The 16,739-nt window shown below is 50.7% G+C and carries 11 protein-coding genes and 1 pseudogene; 8 read left to right on the top strand and 4 right to left on the bottom strand.

What is annotated here, in order from left to right:
- Nucleotides 1-401 precede the first annotated feature (401 nt).
- Together mobB and HPY90_RS12225 are read left to right on the top strand one after the other, a co-directional pair.
- Nucleotides 402-926, top strand: coding sequence for a molybdopterin-guanine dinucleotide biosynthesis protein B (gene mobB / locus HPY90_RS12230; protein ID WP_013175748.1), 525 nt, complete (start codon nucleotides 402-404; stop codon nucleotides 924-926).
- Complete coding sequence (locus HPY90_RS12225; RefSeq protein ID WP_287194846.1) at nucleotides 919-2,706, top strand: ASKHA domain-containing protein; 1,788 nt, start codon at nucleotides 919-921, stop codon at nucleotides 2,704-2,706. The genes mobB and HPY90_RS12225 overlap by 8 nt, the downstream gene beginning before the upstream one ends.
- 3 nt (nucleotides 2,707-2,709) lie before the next feature.
- Here HPY90_RS12225 and HPY90_RS12220 read toward each other — a convergent pair whose 3' ends face one another.
- Entirely contained in the window at nucleotides 2,710-4,026 is a 1,317-nt protein-coding gene (locus HPY90_RS12220; protein WP_287194845.1) for a DUF1015 domain-containing protein, read from the bottom strand.
- Nucleotides 4,027-4,158: 132 nt separating this feature from the next.
- On the opposite strand from HPY90_RS12220, the gene HPY90_RS12215 reads away from it, so the two are divergent.
- Genes HPY90_RS12215 through HPY90_RS12200 form a run of 4 tightly spaced genes read left to right on the top strand, consistent with a single transcriptional unit; the run spans nucleotide 4,159 to nucleotide 7,596 of the window.
- A complete protein-coding gene (locus HPY90_RS12215) occupies nucleotides 4,159-4,929 on the top strand; it encodes a histidinol-phosphatase HisJ family protein (protein WP_287194843.1) in 771 nt (256 codons plus the stop codon).
- A 40-nt stretch (nucleotides 4,930-4,969) separates the two neighbouring features.
- Nucleotides 4,970-5,977, top strand: a complete 1,008-nt coding sequence (locus HPY90_RS12210; RefSeq protein WP_287194841.1) for a sodium:calcium antiporter — start codon at nucleotides 4,970-4,972, stop codon at nucleotides 5,975-5,977.
- A gap of 18 nt (nucleotides 5,978-5,995) precedes the next feature.
- The gene (locus tag HPY90_RS12205) at nucleotides 5,996-6,457 is read left to right on the top strand and encodes a RidA family protein (protein WP_287194839.1); all 462 of its coding nucleotides are present in this window, start codon (nucleotides 5,996-5,998) and stop codon (nucleotides 6,455-6,457) included.
- 38 nt (nucleotides 6,458-6,495) lie between these two features.
- A complete protein-coding gene (locus HPY90_RS12200; protein WP_353733663.1) occupies nucleotides 6,496-7,596 on the top strand; it encodes an MFS transporter in 1,101 nt (366 codons plus the stop codon).
- Between the two features lie 253 nt (nucleotides 7,597-7,849).
- Here HPY90_RS12200 and carB read toward each other — a convergent pair whose 3' ends face one another.
- Nucleotides 7,850-11,056, bottom strand: a complete 3,207-nt coding sequence (gene carB, locus HPY90_RS12195; RefSeq protein WP_287194837.1) for a carbamoyl-phosphate synthase large subunit — start codon at nucleotides 11,054-11,056, stop codon at nucleotides 7,850-7,852.
- 45 nt (nucleotides 11,057-11,101) lie between these two features.
- Nucleotides 11,102-11,179 (bottom strand): annotated as a pseudogene (locus HPY90_RS16355) (hypothetical protein); the annotation flags it as partial.
- Between the two features lie 699 nt (nucleotides 11,180-11,878).
- Between HPY90_RS16355 and HPY90_RS12190 the strand changes: the two are divergent.
- Nucleotides 11,879-13,258: an aspartate ammonia-lyase gene (locus HPY90_RS12190; RefSeq protein ID WP_287194835.1), complete on the top strand. Its 1,380-nt coding sequence runs from the start codon at nucleotides 11,879-11,881 to the stop codon at nucleotides 13,256-13,258.
- Nucleotides 13,259-13,302: 44 nt separating this feature from the next.
- Here the strand turns inward: HPY90_RS12190 and hydF are convergent, their stop codons facing one another.
- Nucleotides 13,303-14,550: a [FeFe] hydrogenase H-cluster maturation GTPase HydF gene (gene hydF, locus HPY90_RS12185; protein ID WP_287194849.1), complete on the bottom strand. Its 1,248-nt coding sequence runs from the start codon at nucleotides 14,548-14,550 to the stop codon at nucleotides 13,303-13,305.
- Between the two features lie 298 nt (nucleotides 14,551-14,848).
- Between hydF and asnB the strand changes: the two genes are divergently transcribed.
- Nucleotides 14,849-16,696 carry an asparagine synthase (glutamine-hydrolyzing) gene (gene asnB / locus HPY90_RS12180; RefSeq protein WP_287194833.1) on the top strand — a complete coding sequence of 616 codons (1,848 nt, stop codon included), beginning with the start codon at nucleotides 14,849-14,851 and terminating at the stop codon, nucleotides 16,694-16,696.
- The last annotated feature ends 43 nt before the right edge of the window (nucleotides 16,697-16,739 follow it).

The following is a 16,739-nucleotide window of genomic DNA, read 5'->3' as shown; positions in this document are numbered from 1 at the left end:
CCAAGGACTAATCAGCTTGTATGAGACATATCGGAAACTCTGTAGTGTTTCATGAACCGCCGTATACCGAACGGTACGTACGGTGGTGTGAGAGGACGGGGGTTAGCCGCCCCCTCCTACTCGATTTGGGTGTGCCTTTTGTTTTCTTGAAGCTTTGTCGACGTTTTCTTTACCGAAAGAGCAGCACTTGTTGCAGATCCGCAATAGGTTGGACGATCCACTCTTATCACTCTTATTCTCCTTGGAATTTTACAATTATCCGGGGCGAGAAGGCGGGGTGAGGGGGTGGTTTTGTTTTTGCTGATTTGACGTAGCAGCTGGGGATGGAATAAGATGTTGCTTGTAAAGGAGAGAAAAGAGGCTTAATATCATCCGGTATTTCGAACACGGGAGGATTACAAGTGGTTCCAGTAATCGCATTCGTGGGTTCACATAATGCAGGGAAGACGACCTTGTTGGAGAAGGTCATTTCCAGTTTACAGGATCGCGGCTTCAAAGTGGGCGTTATCAAACATGCTTTTCATCCCATCGTTTTCGAAGAAGGAAGTAAGGACAGTATGCGCCTTTTTAAGGCCGGCGCATCTTTGATGGCTGTTGTGTCGAACGAAATCGCGGTTGAGTACCGGCAGCAAGAGGGCAAGATGAGCCTTGATGAAATATTGAAGAAAGTGACGCCTGGACTCGATATCGTCCTGGTTGAGGGTTTCAAAAACGAAGACCTGCCCAAGATCCAAGTCATACGCCGCGAGGTAAGCAGCGAGCTTATGGAGCTAAACCAGACGATCGCGGTAGTGTCTGATTTTGACATCGGAGAATTACCGGTGCCCGTTTTTCAACCGAACGACAGCGACAAACTCGTCGATTTCATTATTAATTATTGTCTAAAGGGCAACCGAATTAGGAGAGCGAAGCCCGGAAATGGTTAGAGGAACTAAGTTAGAGGTTTACGTGGGTTCTCATCAGGCCGAAGAAATATGGACGTTACCGGGGCAGCTGCTCTGGGATATACTCGAGAGCCGCGGGCATCACGTAAAAGGAGAATGCGGTGGTAGAGGGACATGCGGGCACTGCTGGGTGCGGGTAGAAGGTGAAGTATCGCCTCCCGGGCCGGAAGAAAGCCGCTTCATGCTGGAGCAAGGCGTGTCGCCTGGTTTTCGGCTGGCTTGTCACTGCCGGGTGTTAGGGCCGGCGCAGGTATACTTATCTTCAATGGAACTGTCCCCATTTCTGAAAGCCGAAGGGCGTGCGCTCGGATTTGAAATCGCACCCGAGGTGAAGAGGATCAGCGGGGCTGTCCCTCCACGGACAGAAGAGGGCACTGAGACTCTTTGGGAACGCCTTGCCCAAGCCTTTCCCGAGTCTCATTTGTGCTTGACTTTCGATAATTGGAACCGGCTCAGCACTGAAGTTAGCAGGGGCGAGGTTTCGTTAAACGGCGTTGCGATCGGACCCTGTTTGGTCGAGGTGACCGCAAGCAGCACGCCCCGCGTGTTGGGAGTAGCGGTTGACATAGGAACTACCAGCCTGTACGCTGCTTTGGTTGACCTGGAAGATGGGCGACGGCTGTCGGTAGTGACTCGTGGCAATCCTCAGAAAACGTACGGGGCAGACGTGATTTCGCGCGTTAGCCGGGCCACAGAGGACAGGGGAGGGTTAACCCGCCTCAACGAGGTCTTAGTTGCGGCCGTTAATTCGATGATCGACGAACTGACCAGTTTTCACGGGGTAAGCCCTGCCGACGTGTATCAGGTGGTGGCGGTGGGCAATCCGGTAATGCTACACCTGTTTGCAGGTCTTGATGTTCGTGGTTTTGGAGGGGCACCTTTCGTTGGGGTATTTAGGCACAGTTGGTCTGAAACAGCATCAACATTTGGGATCAGGATTCATCCCCGGGGACAAGTTAGAATCCTCCCCCAGGTCGGGGGTTTCGTGGGAGCAGACGTGGTGGCAGGTCTTTTAACCCTGGATCTGCACGGCCGAGAAACGTTTCTTTATCTCGACATAGGGACCAACGGAGAGATGGTTCTTTACCATAAAGGAGAGTGGTGGGCGTGTTCTGCAGCCGCTGGGCCTGCGTTCGAAGGCGGCAACATATCGTCAGGAATGCGCGCTGAGCCGGGGGCTGTTGACAGGGTATGGGTACAAGAAGATAAGATCCAGTTCAATGTTCTAGGAGAAGGCCCGCCGCTTGGCTTTTGTGGTTCCGGGTTGATTGACCTTGTGGCCGCTATGTTAGAATTAGGTTGGCTTAACCAGAACGGAACTCTGAGCCCAATCCAGGGCGGACATCAGGGATCATTTGTTTTGAATGAGTCCGCTGCCCCTGAATTGAGGAGAGTAGGGATCAACCAAAATGACATCCGGCAACTGCAATTAGCCAAGGCGGCGATCAGGACAGGAGTTGACATAATGTTGGAGAGGGCGGGGCTCTCCGTATCAGACTTAGGCCGGGTATACCTGGCGGGTACATTCGGCCAATACCTTCGCCCGGCCAGTATCCTTCGCTTAGGTCTCTTGCCGCCTGTCAGACCGGAAAGCATTATAGGAATCGGCAATGCAGCGGCTGAAGGTGCCATAATGGCCCTCTTATCTCGAGAAAAACAAAAAGAGGCTGACCGCCTTGCGCGTTCCATCCGCTACCTTGAGCTGGCTAGTCAGCCGGATTTTCAAGAGGTCTTTCTCAGAAGTCTGGATTTTCCAAGTTAAGCTTTAACCGCTGATGTTCTTGGCCAGGTGGTTTATGACCAGACCGGTTAACAGCTTGGGATAAAAGTAGGTTGCTTTTTGGGGCATCTTGTCACGGGCCTGGGCAACGTCTACCACTTCCTTGACCCGGGTGGGGTTGAGGAAGAAGGCGACTTGATAAAGGCCCTTGTCGACCTGTTGCACTGCCCACTGTGCGTCCTTGGTGTAAGCCAGGTATTCTTGGTTTTTGCGCTGCGAAGCCCCGATGCCCAGCATGTGGTCGAGTACGAGGTTATCGAGAACCGCAACGTCGAGCCGTTTCCAAGCCTCTGATTTATCATTCGGCAAGGCTTGTGTTATCTCGACGTTGGGCCTAAGGCTCAAGATATACAGAACTCCGTTTTGACCATACATACCGAAAACCTGTTGATCTTCACCTTGTTCTTCCATGGCTTTAAGAAACGCTGACAGTTGGTCAGCCGAGCCAAAGGGCCGAACGTTAAAATAGGAGCCGAGTTTTACCCGAAAAGCTTCCAGGTCGAAACCTTCCAGATTCTTTACCACGCGGTGAGTGGGAAGGATAATTAAACCCTGATCATACAAGTTTACCAAAGTTATCATTACGTAATCGTACCCAGGCAAGCCTTTAGCCTCCATTTCCTGGGCATATTCGAGGGCGGTCTCATACCGGTGATGGCCGTCAGCGATGAAGATCTTCTTGTCTTTCATGGCCTCGACCACAGTGCGGATGGTTTCATTATCGGTAATCACCCACAGACGATGGGTTTCCCCGACTTCGTCGACTAGTTCAGAGGTGGGAGAAGTATCGCTTATGGCTGCTTGCAACGCGCTATCGATAGTCTTTTCTGGATCCGAATACAGCCCGAAGATCGAACTGAAATTGGCTTGGGTAGCCCGGAGCAAACGCAGCCTGTCTTCTTTGGGCTTGGACAGGGTCTCTTCGTGGGGTAGGATATTGCCTTTATCGTATGCTTCTACTTTAAGACCGCAGATAAAGCCGTTCCGGACGACGGTATTCCCCTGGATATTGAACTCCTGCTGGTAGAAGTAGAGGGCAGGTTTACTTTCATAAACCAGGATATCCTCTTCAATCCACCGTTGCATGTACTCGGCGGCCCGGGTGTAACGGTTGTTGTTCTCATCGTCGTTGGGGAATTCGAGACCAAGTTCGAGGCGAATCACGTTAGCTGGATGCTCGGCGTAATAGCGAACCTGGGCTGTTTCGTCTATTATGTCATAAGGCGGGGTGACTACAGAAGCCAGATTTGGTATCTTATTAGTGTTGTACCTTAAACCAATAAAGGGGATTATATTAGCCATGTTAACCTCCTTCGCGCGAAACCTGAACTTCGTTCCAATTGTATTACAATGGCCTTGGCGATGCAATAAATTATATTCTATTGCTCTTCAGTTTTGATGACCAGTTATCCTTAAAGACAGGGGGCGTGATGAATGTCGGTTGATTATCACATACACGTTCTCGCTCATGGAGAGTACGACTACACAGAGGAGCGGATAAGGGAGTTTCTGGATCAGGCGCGAAGGCAAGGGATAACCGAAATCGGCCTGGCTGAACACGAAGAGTGGGGACGAAGGATAAGGCCTGATGTCGTGAAGGCAGCTCAGGCAGAGATTCAAGGGATATGCGTCCGGCAGGGGATGGAAATAGACTATAATTTTGAGCGGGAGGGGGAGATTAGGGGTATAATAAAAAAATGGGATCTCGATTTCGTCATAGGTTCGGTTCACTTTATCGACGGTTGGGGGTTTGATCACCCCGACTCAAGATCCGAGTTTGATGGGGCTGACATCGATGACCTGTACGAGCGGTATTTCCGTTTAGTAGCGCAAGCTGTAAGGTCGGGCTTGTTCGATGTCATCGGACACCTGGATCTCATCAAGATATGGGGCCACCGCCCGGCACGCAAGCGGGACCTCGAGTACGTGGAGCCTTTCCTGCTGCAGATGAAACGCTCGGGAGTGGTGGTAGAAATCAATACCGCTGGATTGCGCAAGCCAGTAAACGAGATGTATCCGAGCCCGAGCTTGCTTAAGGCTTTGTTCGAGGCCGACATTCCAATAACCTTTGGCTCGGATGCCCACGAACCCGGAGATGTGGGCCGGGATTTGGCGAAAGCTCGGGAGCTGGCTAGACAAGCCGGTTATCGCTGGTGTGTAGGCTTTGACCGGAGACAGCGATATGAGGTCACTATAACCGATTGAGCAAGGGTTGGACAAGCAGAACCACTAGGGGGTTAGATAGGTGAACAGTGGAGTGTTGTTGGTTGTGAGCCTGGTTATTATACTTATCGGAGCCGAGATTTTCACTAATGGCATTGAGTGGTTAGGGGAAAGGCTTAATCTGTCGGAGGGAGCGGTTGGGAGCATCTTGGCTGCTGTCGGTACGGCTTTGCCTGAAACTCTAATCCCGATTATCGCGATCCTGCTGGGAGGCGAAGCTGAAGGGAAGGAAATCGGGATCGGGGCGATTCTCGGGGCTCCGTTGATGCTCTCGACTTTGGCCATGTTCGTTACCGGGGTAGGCGTAATTATCTTCAGGTGGCGGCGCGTGCACGGCCTGAAACTTCAAGTTAACAAGGATGTTATTCGGCGTGACCTCGGCTTTTTCTTAATAGTGTTCACGGCAGCAGTTCTGGTAGGCGCTCTTCCTTTGCGTCGCTGGCAGCTTATTATTGGAGCCTTCATGGTATTTTCCTATTTATGGTACGTTTACGTGACCATAACCGAAAGCAAAGGAGGAAGGGATGACGGGGAAGAACTGCGGCGCTGCTATTTTTGTTTCGGCTCCGAGTACCCCTTGTTAAGGACCATTTTGTTTCAGGTGGCTGTGTCACTCTGTTTAATAATACTGGGGGCAGACGGTTTTGTAACCGCTGTTAGAGATATCGCTCACGCGTATGGGGTACCCGCCTTCGTGCTGTCTCTGATAATTGCTCCGGTTGCCACCGAATTGCCAGAAAAGTTTAACAGCATCATTTGGGTGTCCAGGGGTAAAGACACGTTGGCTTTAGGCAACATTACGGGGGCTATGGTTTTCCAGAGCTCGTTGATACCGGCTTTGGGCATTTTTTTGACTGATTGGAGGCTTAGCGTCGGGGCTATGGTCAGCGCTCTCTGTGCTCTTTTGGCCGCAGCCGTGATGTACGTCGAGGTCACCCGAAAGGGTTACCTTAGTACTGGGACCTTGCTTTTCTGCGGAGTGTTTTATCTTGTCTTCTTGATGGGCGTTATTCAGGGTATCATACGATAGTGAGGGGGAATAGGAGCCATGGGAGTCGAGGAACGCTTAAAAGAATTAGGATTGGAGATACCATCGCCTCCCCGGCCTATAGCGGCTTACGTTCCTGGCGTCGTTGTGGGGGATCTGGTTTTCACCTCCGGTCAGCTTCCGACTTGTCGTGGAGAGTTGATACATAAAGGGAAATTGGGGGTAGACTTGGACCTCGAGAAAGGAGTGGCCTGTGCCCGCCAGTCAGTTTTGAATTGTCTCGGGGTGGTCAAGTTCTTGGTAGGCAGCTTGGATCGGGTGGAAAGGGTAGTGAAAATGACAGGGTATGTACAAAGCGCAGAAAGGTTCCACGAACAGCCGCGAGTGTTAAACGGCGCGTCCGAACTGCTGGAGGAGGTTTTCGGCGAAGCCGGACAACATGCCCGAGCGGCGATAGGGGTTAGCAGTTTACCTCTCAATGCTCCCTGCGAGATTGAACTAATAGTGCAAATCAAATCATGAGAACCAGAGCTTTTCTTTTATTGGCAGGGGGTCACGCTTTGACCGACATGTATATCAATTTCCTGCCAGCTTTGCTTCCGGTTATGGCCCCCAGGCTCGACCTTAACCTCACCTTGGCCGGAATAGTCATTGGCGGGAGCCTGATTGCCGCAAATTTGGCCCAGCCGGTGTTCGGGTGGCTTTTTGATATTCACCCTTCATCGAGGTGGCTGGTTTGGCCTGTGGTGTTAAGTGGCTTGCTCATGTGCGCCAGCGTGATGTCAACCAGTTACTATGTTTTTCTTGCCCTGACCTTGTTAGCCGGGGTTGCCAACGGCGCATATCACCCGTCTGGTTCAACTTACACGTACCAGCTGGATCCTTCCAACCGGGGTATTCTGATGTCCTTGTTCTCTTCGGCGGGGGCTTTAGGTTACGCTTTAGGCCCCATGGTTGTGGCTTTCTTGATAGACCGCCTGTCGCTTTATTCTCTGTTTTTGATGCTGGTGCCGGCTGTCACGTTTGCTCTTGGGATTTGGACGGCTAAGTTGTCAGGCTTAAAGCCGGCTGCCCAGAAATGGGATTTGAGCCAGGCTCGTGCGGTTTTTAAAGGAGCGATCCTGGTTCTAACATGGGTCATGATACTAAGGGCTTGGGGGCACCTCGTTTTGAGCAATTACCTTGTTTTTTACCTGGAGAAGGCCGGGTATTCGTATCAAGCGGCAGCGAACCTTCTTACCTGGTTCCTGGCGGCAGGTGCCGTTGGGGGCATTATAGCCGGAAAACTATCGGATAGTTTGGGGAGAACCAGGATAATAGTCGTCAGCATGTTGTTGAGTGCGGTGTTCGCGGGACTTTTCTTGTATACTAACGGCCTTTGGTCGGTGCTGTTTTTGATGACCTGTGGGCTAACCGTACATGCTCCCCTGCCTGTTATGGTTGTACTTTGTCAGGAGTATCTTCCGGAAAGTGTGGGTATAGCTGCCGGTCTGTCTATGGGTTTCGCGTGGGGCGTGGGTTCACTGGGGGCCCTGGTCAACGGTATTGTGGCTGACCACTGGGGGTTATCGGCGAGCTTTTGGGTTGCGGCTTTGATCCTGCTGGCAGGAGCTGTTTTGGCAACCGGACTTAAAAAGCTCAGAGTGATGGAAAGGGTTTAAAGTGAACGACCGGTGTTCAACCAATCCAATCTGTGACCGAGAATTTTACATAATTTCTAAAAATAGAACTAAACCAGAGCGATAACCAACATTACCAACAGAAACGTCTCCATTCATTGTTGAGCGCGTGTTAAACGGGATTATAAATTCCTGCGGTGGTTGCTTTTAGAGCTTTGTCCCAACCCTTGCGACAAGGGATTGTTGAATTTTCCACATGGGATGCCTCGACACCTCTTGTCCGAAAAATTTTATGTCAGGACAAATATTCCTCCAGGCAGACCACGCTAAATTCCCGCCCTTTTTTCAAGTTGCGGATAACATCCAGCACCACCCTGGTAGTATCAAGAGAAGTCAAGCACGGAATACCGAGCTCCACTGCAGCCCGGCGGATTTGGAATCCATCGCTATATGGTTTTCTACCCTTGCTGAGGGTATTAACGACGAAATCAACCTGATCTTGCCTAATTAGATCCACGATCGTCGGGTGCCCCTCGCTCAGCTTGTTCACCCTGTGCACTTCTATACCTGTTTTCTGCAAAGCCTCAGCCGTACCTGCCGTAGCCATTATGGTAAATCCTAGATCATAGAATCCTCTGATAATGGGCAAGGCTTCCTTCTTATCTTTGTCAGCTACCGTGACTAAGATAGTGCCGGATTCGGGTATACTGATGCCGGCTCCTATCAGAGCTTTATATAAGGCTTTTTCTAAACAGACATCAATTCCCAATACTTCACCCGTAGACTTCATCTCCGGTCCCAAAGAAATATCGACTTCCAGCAGCTTACCAAAAGAGAACACTGGAGCTTTAACGGCATAGTACGGCGGAACGGGGTACAATCCGCTCTCATAACCTAATTCGCTCAGTGTTTTACCCAAGATTATATCGGTAGCAAGTTTGACCATAGGTATGCCGGTTACCTTACTGATATAGGGAACCGTACGACTAGAACGGGGGTTTACCTCAAGTACGTACAGCTCTCCCTCGAACTCAACGAACTGAATATTGATAAGCCCTTTAACATCCAGGGCCCTTGCTAGTTTGGTAGTATAGTCCACAATTTTTTCTTTTATATCTTTGGAGATCTGGTGGGCCGGGTAGACGGCGATGCTGTCGCCCGAGTGAACCCCGGCTCTTTCTATGTGTTGCATTATGCCGGAAATCAGCACATCCTGCCCGTCGGATATGGCATCGACCTCCAGTTCTTTCCCCTCCAGGTACTTATCTACCAGAACAGGAAATTCCCTCGATACCTTGACTGCTCCCCGCATATAATCGACCATTTCCGTTTCGTTATACACGATTTCCATCGCCCTGCCACCTAAAACGTACGATGGCCGAACCAGCACCGGGTAGCCGATGCGTTCCGCTACCTCCAAGCCCCCCTCTATCGAAGTTACGGATCCTCCAGGCGGTCGTGGAATACCTAACGATTCGACCAGTTCGTCAAAGCGATCCCGGTTTTCGGCCCGGTCTATGCTGTCGAAGCTTGTGCCGAGAATCTTCACTCCGGCTTGCTGCAGCTGTTGGGCGAGATTGATGGCTGTCTGTCCTCCAAATTGTACAATAACTCCTTCTGGATTTTCCTCTTCGATGATGTTCATGACATCTTCCCATACAAGAGGTTCGAAGTAAAGCCGGTCCGAGGTGTCAAAGTCAGTGCTTACTGTTTCCGGGTTGTTGTTAACGATGATAGCTTTTATTCCGGCTTGGCGCAAAGCCCAAACGCAATGAACCGAGCAGTAGTCGAATTCGATGCCCTGCCCGATCCTGATAGGACCTGCTCCTATAACCAGTACCTTGCGCTCGTCCGTCTCTTGCAGAGCTTCATCTTCGGTTTCGTAGCAGGAGTAATAATAAGGCGTTTCGGCCTGAAATTCGGCCGCACAGGTATCTACCAACTTGTAAGTCGATACTATTCCCAACTCTTTTCTCAGGTTTCTGATGTCCGCCTCGGAACCGTTCTTTAAGGCAGCGATCTCTTGGTCAGCAAAACCCATCCGCTTGGCCTGACACAGAAGATCCTTTGTAAGTTCTTCCTCTTCTATCCTTTTCCTCATGTCGACTATGTTCCTCACCTTGCGGAGGAAGAACTTATCGATGCGGGATAAGTCCCAAATTTCATCTACCGTCATCCCGCGCCGGATAGCTTCAGCGATAACGAAAATCCTCTCATCATCGGCATGCTTCAGCCTGAATCTTATCTCGTCATCGTTCAAAGCCGTAAGTTCGGGTAGAACCAGTCCGCATACCCCTTGCTCCAAAGAACGGACGCCTTTAAGCAGTGCCGCTTCCAGGGTCCGGTCGATGGCCATGACCTCACCCGTGGCTTTCATCTGGGTACCCAGAGTGCGGTCCCCGCCCACAAACTTGTCGAACGGCCAACGAGGAATCTTCACTACTACATAGTCGATAGCCGGTTCAAAGCAGGCGCTGGTCTTACCGGTTATACGGTTTGGAATCTCATCCAGGTGATATCCTATGGCTATCTTGGTGGTAACTCTAGCGATGGGATAACCCGTAGCTTTTGAAGCCAGAGCGCTGGAACGACTAACTCTGGGATTGACCTCGATAACATAATACTCTGAGCTGAAGGGATTAAGAGCAAACTGGATGTTACACCCACCAGCAATACCCAAAGCCCTTATTATCTTTAGAGAAGCGTTGCGCAACATCTGGTATTCTTCGTCATTTAGGGTGAGAGCCGGTGCTACGACGATACTGTCTCCGGTATGAATCCCCATGGGGTCGATGTTCTCCATGCTACAGATGGTTATACAGTTGTCATTAGCATCCCTCATAACCTCGAACTCTATCTCTTTGAAGCCGGCCACGCTCTTTTCAATGAGCACCTGGTGGATTACACTCATCTTCAGTCCCTTGGTGGCAATGACCCTCAGTTCTTCCTCATTGTAGGCGGTCCCACCTCCAGTTCCCCCGAGGGTATAAGCAGGTCTGACAATAACAGGGTAACCGATACGTTGGGCAAACTCCACGGCTGCTTCTACGTCTTCCACGATAGTGCTTTCCGGCACCGGCTCACCGATTTCTTGCATGGTCTTCTTGAACAATTCGCGGTCTTCCGCTTTTTGAATAGCCTCAAGAGGCGTTCCTAAAAGCGGTATCCCCGTCTCCTCGAGAATACCCATCTTGTGCAGAGCCAGGGCCATGTTCAATCCGACCTGACCGCCCAGGTTGGCAATGATGCCATCAGGCTGCTCTTTACGTAGAATCCGCGCTACTACTTCCGGGACAAGGGGCTCAAGGTAGACCCTATCTGCTATATTACTGTCGGTCATAATAGTAGCGGGATTGCTGTTGACTAAAACAACTTGTATCCCTTCTTCTTTCAAAGCTCGACATGCTTGAGTACCTGCGTAGTCGAACTCCGCCGCCTGGCCAATTATAATCGGGCCAGATCCAATGACCATAACTTTCTTGAGTTCACTCTTTAACGGCATACGAATGATTCCTCCCTACGCGTTTACTGTTGTTGCTTCCAAAGAGTTCGTATTAGGCATGCAGCTTACAGTGGTGAACCCTCCTGCCGCTGCTGCTCTGGTACCCGAGGCAATATCCTCCTCCCGTCATCAGATACAATAAAGCCATTCTGACCGCGGCCTCGTTTGTGACCAGTTTTTACCGGTTCTTGCGCCGCTTAAACACGATTTTCCACTACTTCCTCATGCGGTGTATCAAATAAAAATGCCTTCCCCGCTAGCAGGGAAGGCTTGAAATCCACCTCCATCAACCTGGTACCAACCGGCCTCCCTTGCTAGCCTCTCAGGACTACTTTAAAGGGATGCTTCACGTCTCAACGATTTTTTCAATTACCACCTCGTCTCTGCCGTCAGTCTCTTTCATCCTTACCCTTTCGGTCTCCTTGATCTCCTGAGCAATCCTTTTCGCCAAGGACCCTCCTCGTCTTCGTATCCCAACCAGGGCCATATCAGCTACCCCAAGGCATAAATAAAGCCTACCTCCCGTAAAGAAGGAAGGTAGGCTCCAATCTCTAAGCGTTTCCCTTGCCAGCCTCACGGGGCTAACTTAAAGGTTTCTGTCGTCATTCTAAGACAAGGCCCACTTCGTGTCAAGCACCTGTTTTCTTTTACTATTATCGTTCTATGATGTTGGCAGCATTTACAGCGGACGAGGGAACGTTTCGTTCTTTCCTTTTGGAAGTTCCGCTAGGTGTCCAAAAAGAAGTAAAATGGAACTGAAAGGCGGCGGCTAATACTGGTACATTGGCGATGCGAGACATGGCCATACATGGAGGCGATAAGATGAGGAAGGAAAGCGACGTTCTGGGGGAGTTGTTTATCGAAGACGATGTGTACTACGGGCTCCAGACCGCGCGAGCAGCACTCTATTTTGCGGTCAGTGATGCCAGAGTACATCCGGAACTTATCCGGGCTATCGCTTTGATAAAAAAGGTGGCGGCCCAGACCAATATGGAGATAGGGGACCTTGACCCGGTGATTGGCCACGCTATCGTCCAGGCAGCGGAAGAAGTCATGTCAGGGAGATGGGATGACCAGTTTCCAATCAGTGGCATTCAGGGTGGGGCCGGCACGTCAACCAACGCCAACGTTAACGAAGTCATCGCCAACCGGGCCTTGGAAATACTGGGACTGCCGAAAGGGAGCTATGACCGGATTCATCCCAACGACCACGTAAACCTTCATCAATCTACCAACGACGTTTACTCGACTGCTATGCGCCTAGCTGCTCTCCAATTGTTAGAGGAACTGTCTTGGCGTTTCGCTGAGCTTCAAGAAGCATTACAAGAAAAAGAAAGAGAGTTCGCCCATATCATCAAACTCGGGCGTACCCAGCTGCAGGATGCGGTGCCCATAACCTTGGGGCAGGAGTTCGGGGCATATGCCCAAGCTATCGCTAGAGACCGCTGGCGCCTTTACAAGGTAGGGGAGCGACTGCGCCAGGTCAGCTTGGGGGGGACTGCGGTCGGCACCGGCATTAACGCTCCTTTAAAGTACATTTACCTGGTGAATGAAAAACTGCGGATGGAGTTTCCTTTCGGCTTGGCCAGGAACGAAAACCTGGTTGACGGCATTCAGAACATGGATGTTTTTGTAGAGGTTTCGGGACTCTTGAAGGCGGCAGCGGTTAACCTGGCCAAGATCAGCAACGATCTACGCTTGTTGGCTTCCGGACCACGAGGGGGAATAGGAGAGATCAGGCTACCTGAGCTACAGGCCGGATCCACCATCATGCCAGGGAAGGTAAACCCGGTTATACCGGAGTTGATAAATCAGGTCAGCATAAAGGTAATAGCAAACGATCTGGCCATTACTTTGGCCGCAGAAGGTGGGCAGCTTGAGTTAAACGCTTTTTCTCCGACTATCGCCCACTGCCTGCTGGAATCGATGAAGTTGTTAAGAAAAGCAGTCGACATATTCATTAATTACTGCATAAAAGGAGTAGAGGCCAATGAAGAGCGGTGCCGGGAACTCGTCGAAAAAAGCACCGTTTATGCCACGGTGCTTACACCTTATCTCGGGTACGATACCTGCAGCGAGCTAGCCTTGGAGTCTATAAGGCGCGGTATCAGTTTTCGCCATCTGGTTTTGGAAAAAGGTCTTATGACCGAAGAAACGCTCGACAAACTACTTGAAGTCGAACGTTTGACCAGGCCAGGCTGACTCACGAGTTCTAAAACCAGCCTTAAACCTTTTATAATCGGCTGTCAGGCGGTTTGAGGTTTCTGTTTAGTTTCTTCCCAAGCCATCAAGGCCAGAGGAAACGGCTTCAGGGCTCTTTCCAGTATGCCGTGAACAAAAGCCAGAAGAACCCCGTAGTTAACTATCGGAACCCCGGCTTTTTTTGCCTGCTTGATACGGTGTAGCATCTCGCGGCGATTGATCATGCAGGCGCCGCAGTGCACTATCAGGTCGAATTCGGCCAGGTTTTCCGGGTAGCCGGTACCCGAAGACCACTCGAAGTGAAGTTCGCCCCCGACGTACTGGCGGAGCCACCTGGGAATCTGGGTCTTGCCGATATCGTCGGGCTGGCGGTGATGGGTGCAGGCTTCGGCGATCAGAACCCGATCCCCCGGTTTCAGTTCCTTGATTTTGGCTGCACCTTTGACAAGTTCCACCAGGTCTCCCTTATACCTGGCCATCAAGATCGAAAAGGAGGTCATGAGTACGTCTTCGGGAGTGTCACCTGCTACCTTCAGGAACGCTTGGGAGTCCGTGACCACGATCTTGGGCTTAATCGCCAGATATTTAAAAGCTAACCGGAGTTCGCGTTCCTTCACCACCAGTCCCATCATGTCATGGTCCAGAAGATCCCTTAAAGTCTGCACTTGAGGAAGGATAAGCCTACCCTTGGGTGCGGCCGTGTCGATGGGCACAACTAATATCGCCAGCTCTCCAGGCTGCAAGAGGTCACTGATTATGTTAGGCTCCTCGAACTGACGGGGGGCTACTTTGATCATCTGCTGCTTTAGCTCTTCCAACCCGTATCTAGTTAGAGAACTCACGGGGATGATGGGTTTTCCCAGCACTTCTTCCCAGGTTTTGACGGCTTCGAGAGAAAACTCTGGAGTGTCGGCTTTGGACGCTGCGAATACTATGGGAATGTTTTTCTTTTCAATGGTCTCTTTTAAGCGGGTTTCGAATTCTCCTACTCCTAGGACCGGGTCGATGACCAGTACAGCCAGGTCAGTCTTGTTCAGGACCTCCATGGTTTTCTTTATACGTAACTGGCCTAAGAATCCCTCGTCGTCGATTCCAGCGGTGTCGATTATCTCTACCGGGCCTATGGGTAGTATCTCCATGGCCTTGTATACCGGGTCTGTGGTGGTGCCGGCCATAGGAGAGACCAGGGCAATATCCTGATTCGTTAGTGCATTGATAAGGCTGGACTTACCGACATTGCGACGGCCAAATATAGCTATGTGCAATCTCATTCCCCTGGGAGTAGTTTCCATCATTATCACCTCCTGGATAAAAGGGTTCGGGGTCGAGCTCCACAACTTCCCATCCGATAATAGCACAAAGTCAGGCTGATGGCCATATCATCCGCGAGGAGTGCAGTGTTGAGGTTGCAATTGTAGTAGGGCAAAAACATTTTCGAACGTTTAAGGTGGGCTAATACTTCCCATAGAGTTCCAGCAACATTCTTCATACATTTTCATAAACATATGACAGGCAAAGGTGCCGCAGGAGAGTTGTCTCTTGCGTGCGCCTTTTTTTTGCACAAGACGACCTCAGACAGGAGTGATGAATATGTGCGGAATCGCTGGCTGGATTGATTGGAAGCGAGATGTATCACAGTACCGCAAGGTAATCGAGGTCATGACAGATACCCTTTCTCATCGGGGACCAGACGCACGAGGTGTTTGGTTGTTACCTAATGTTGCTCTGGGGCACCGCCGCCTCGTAGTGGTTGATCCCGAAGGGGGGTCTCAGCCCATGACTCGAAAAAAAGGTAAGAGGGAGTGTACCATAGTCTATAACGGCGAGCTCTACAACGGAGAGGAGTTGCGATCGGATTTAGAAGCTCGCGGGTATATCTTTCAGACTAGAAACTCCGACACGGAAGTTTTGCTTATGGCCTATATCGAATGGGGACCGTTGTCGGTCGAACGGCTCAACGGTATTTTCGCTTTCGCTGTATGGGATGAAACTGAACAGAGTTTGTTTTTAGCCCGGGACCGACTGGGCGTAAAACCATTGTTTTATTATGAGTACACGGACGGGCTGATTTTCGGCTCGGAGCTCAAGGCCCTGCTTGCTCACCCTGAAATTGAACCCCGCCTAGATGCAGAGGGACTGGCTGAGGTTTTGGTAATGGGACCAGCCAGAACCCCAGGGCACGGAGTTTATCAAGGGGTAAAGGAATTGAAGCCCGGTCACTACATGGTGTTTAACCGAAAAGGCGTACACATTCACAGGTACTGGAGGCTGGAAAACCGCCCGCACGAAGACGATGCCGAAATTACGGCAGCACGCATTTTGGACTTACTGCAGGACACTGTATCAAGACAACTAGTGGCCGATGTCCCTGTATGCACTCTGCTGTCAGGAGGGTTGGATTCAAGTGCTCTGACTGCTTTCGCGGTTCGTGTCTTCGAACGAGAAGGTCGGGGAAGACTCCACACGTTTTCGGTTGCTTATGAGGGCAGCGAACAATACTTTACACCGGACCTGTTTCAACCAGACACTGACAATCATTGGGTACAAAAAGTATCGGAGAGTCTAGGAACAGTTCACCACTCGGTTACCATTGATGTGAATGAGCTGCATGAAACCTTGGATTCCGCGCAATGGGCTAATGACCTTCCAGGCATGGCTGATATTGACTCGTCCCTGTACCTCTTTTGCAGGGAAGTGAGGAAAGAGGCTACGGTGGCGTTATCGGGAGAATGCGCCGATGAGGTGTTTGGCGGTTATCCCTGGTTTTATGGCAAGGGGATTCAGAATACCTCGGTATTTCCCTGGATGAGAATGTTGGACGAAAGGATGAATATGTTGTCCCCTGAGGTGGTAAACCATATTCGACCCAGAGAATATATAGCCGATCGTTTACACGACGCTCTTGCCGAAGTACCCAGGCTTCGACAAGAATCGACTTGGGAAGCCAAGATGCGGGAAATGACCTATCTAAGTATAACTCGGTTCATGCCCACTCTGTTAGACCGGAAAGACCGGATGAGCATGGCATGGGGGCTCGAGATCCGGGTTCCTTTTAGTGATCACAGGCTGGTCGAGTACGTCTGGAATATACCTTGGGGCACTAAGACTTATGGGGGGATGCCCAAAGGTATTTTACGGAAGGCTCTGGAAGGAGTCCTGCCGGATGAGGTTTTAGCTCGACCAAAAAACCCGTATCCCAAGACCCATCACCCCAAATATGCGGCCCTTGTTCGCAACAATCTACTTCGAGTACTGGATTCAACGGACTCACCACTCTTGCCCTTGCTCAACGTTGGTAAAGTTAGAGAAGCTGCACTCCGCGGAGACGAGGTCTTTAAGCTGCCCTGGTTTGGTCAATTGATGGGTGATACCCAGTATTTTGCCTTTTTACTTCAAGTACACTGGTGGTTGAAGAGAGCTCGAGTTCGAATAATTTAAAAACGGAGTTTAGCAGTATACAGTATAACCGAGTCGACCCCCT

The sequence above is a fragment of the Syntrophothermus sp. genome, assembly GCF_013314835.1.
In the GTDB taxonomy this organism is placed as follows: domain Bacteria; phylum Bacillota; class Syntrophomonadia; order Syntrophomonadales; family Syntrophothermaceae; genus Syntrophothermus; species Syntrophothermus lipocalidus.
This window is presented reverse-complemented; position numbering and strand designations above follow the sequence as displayed.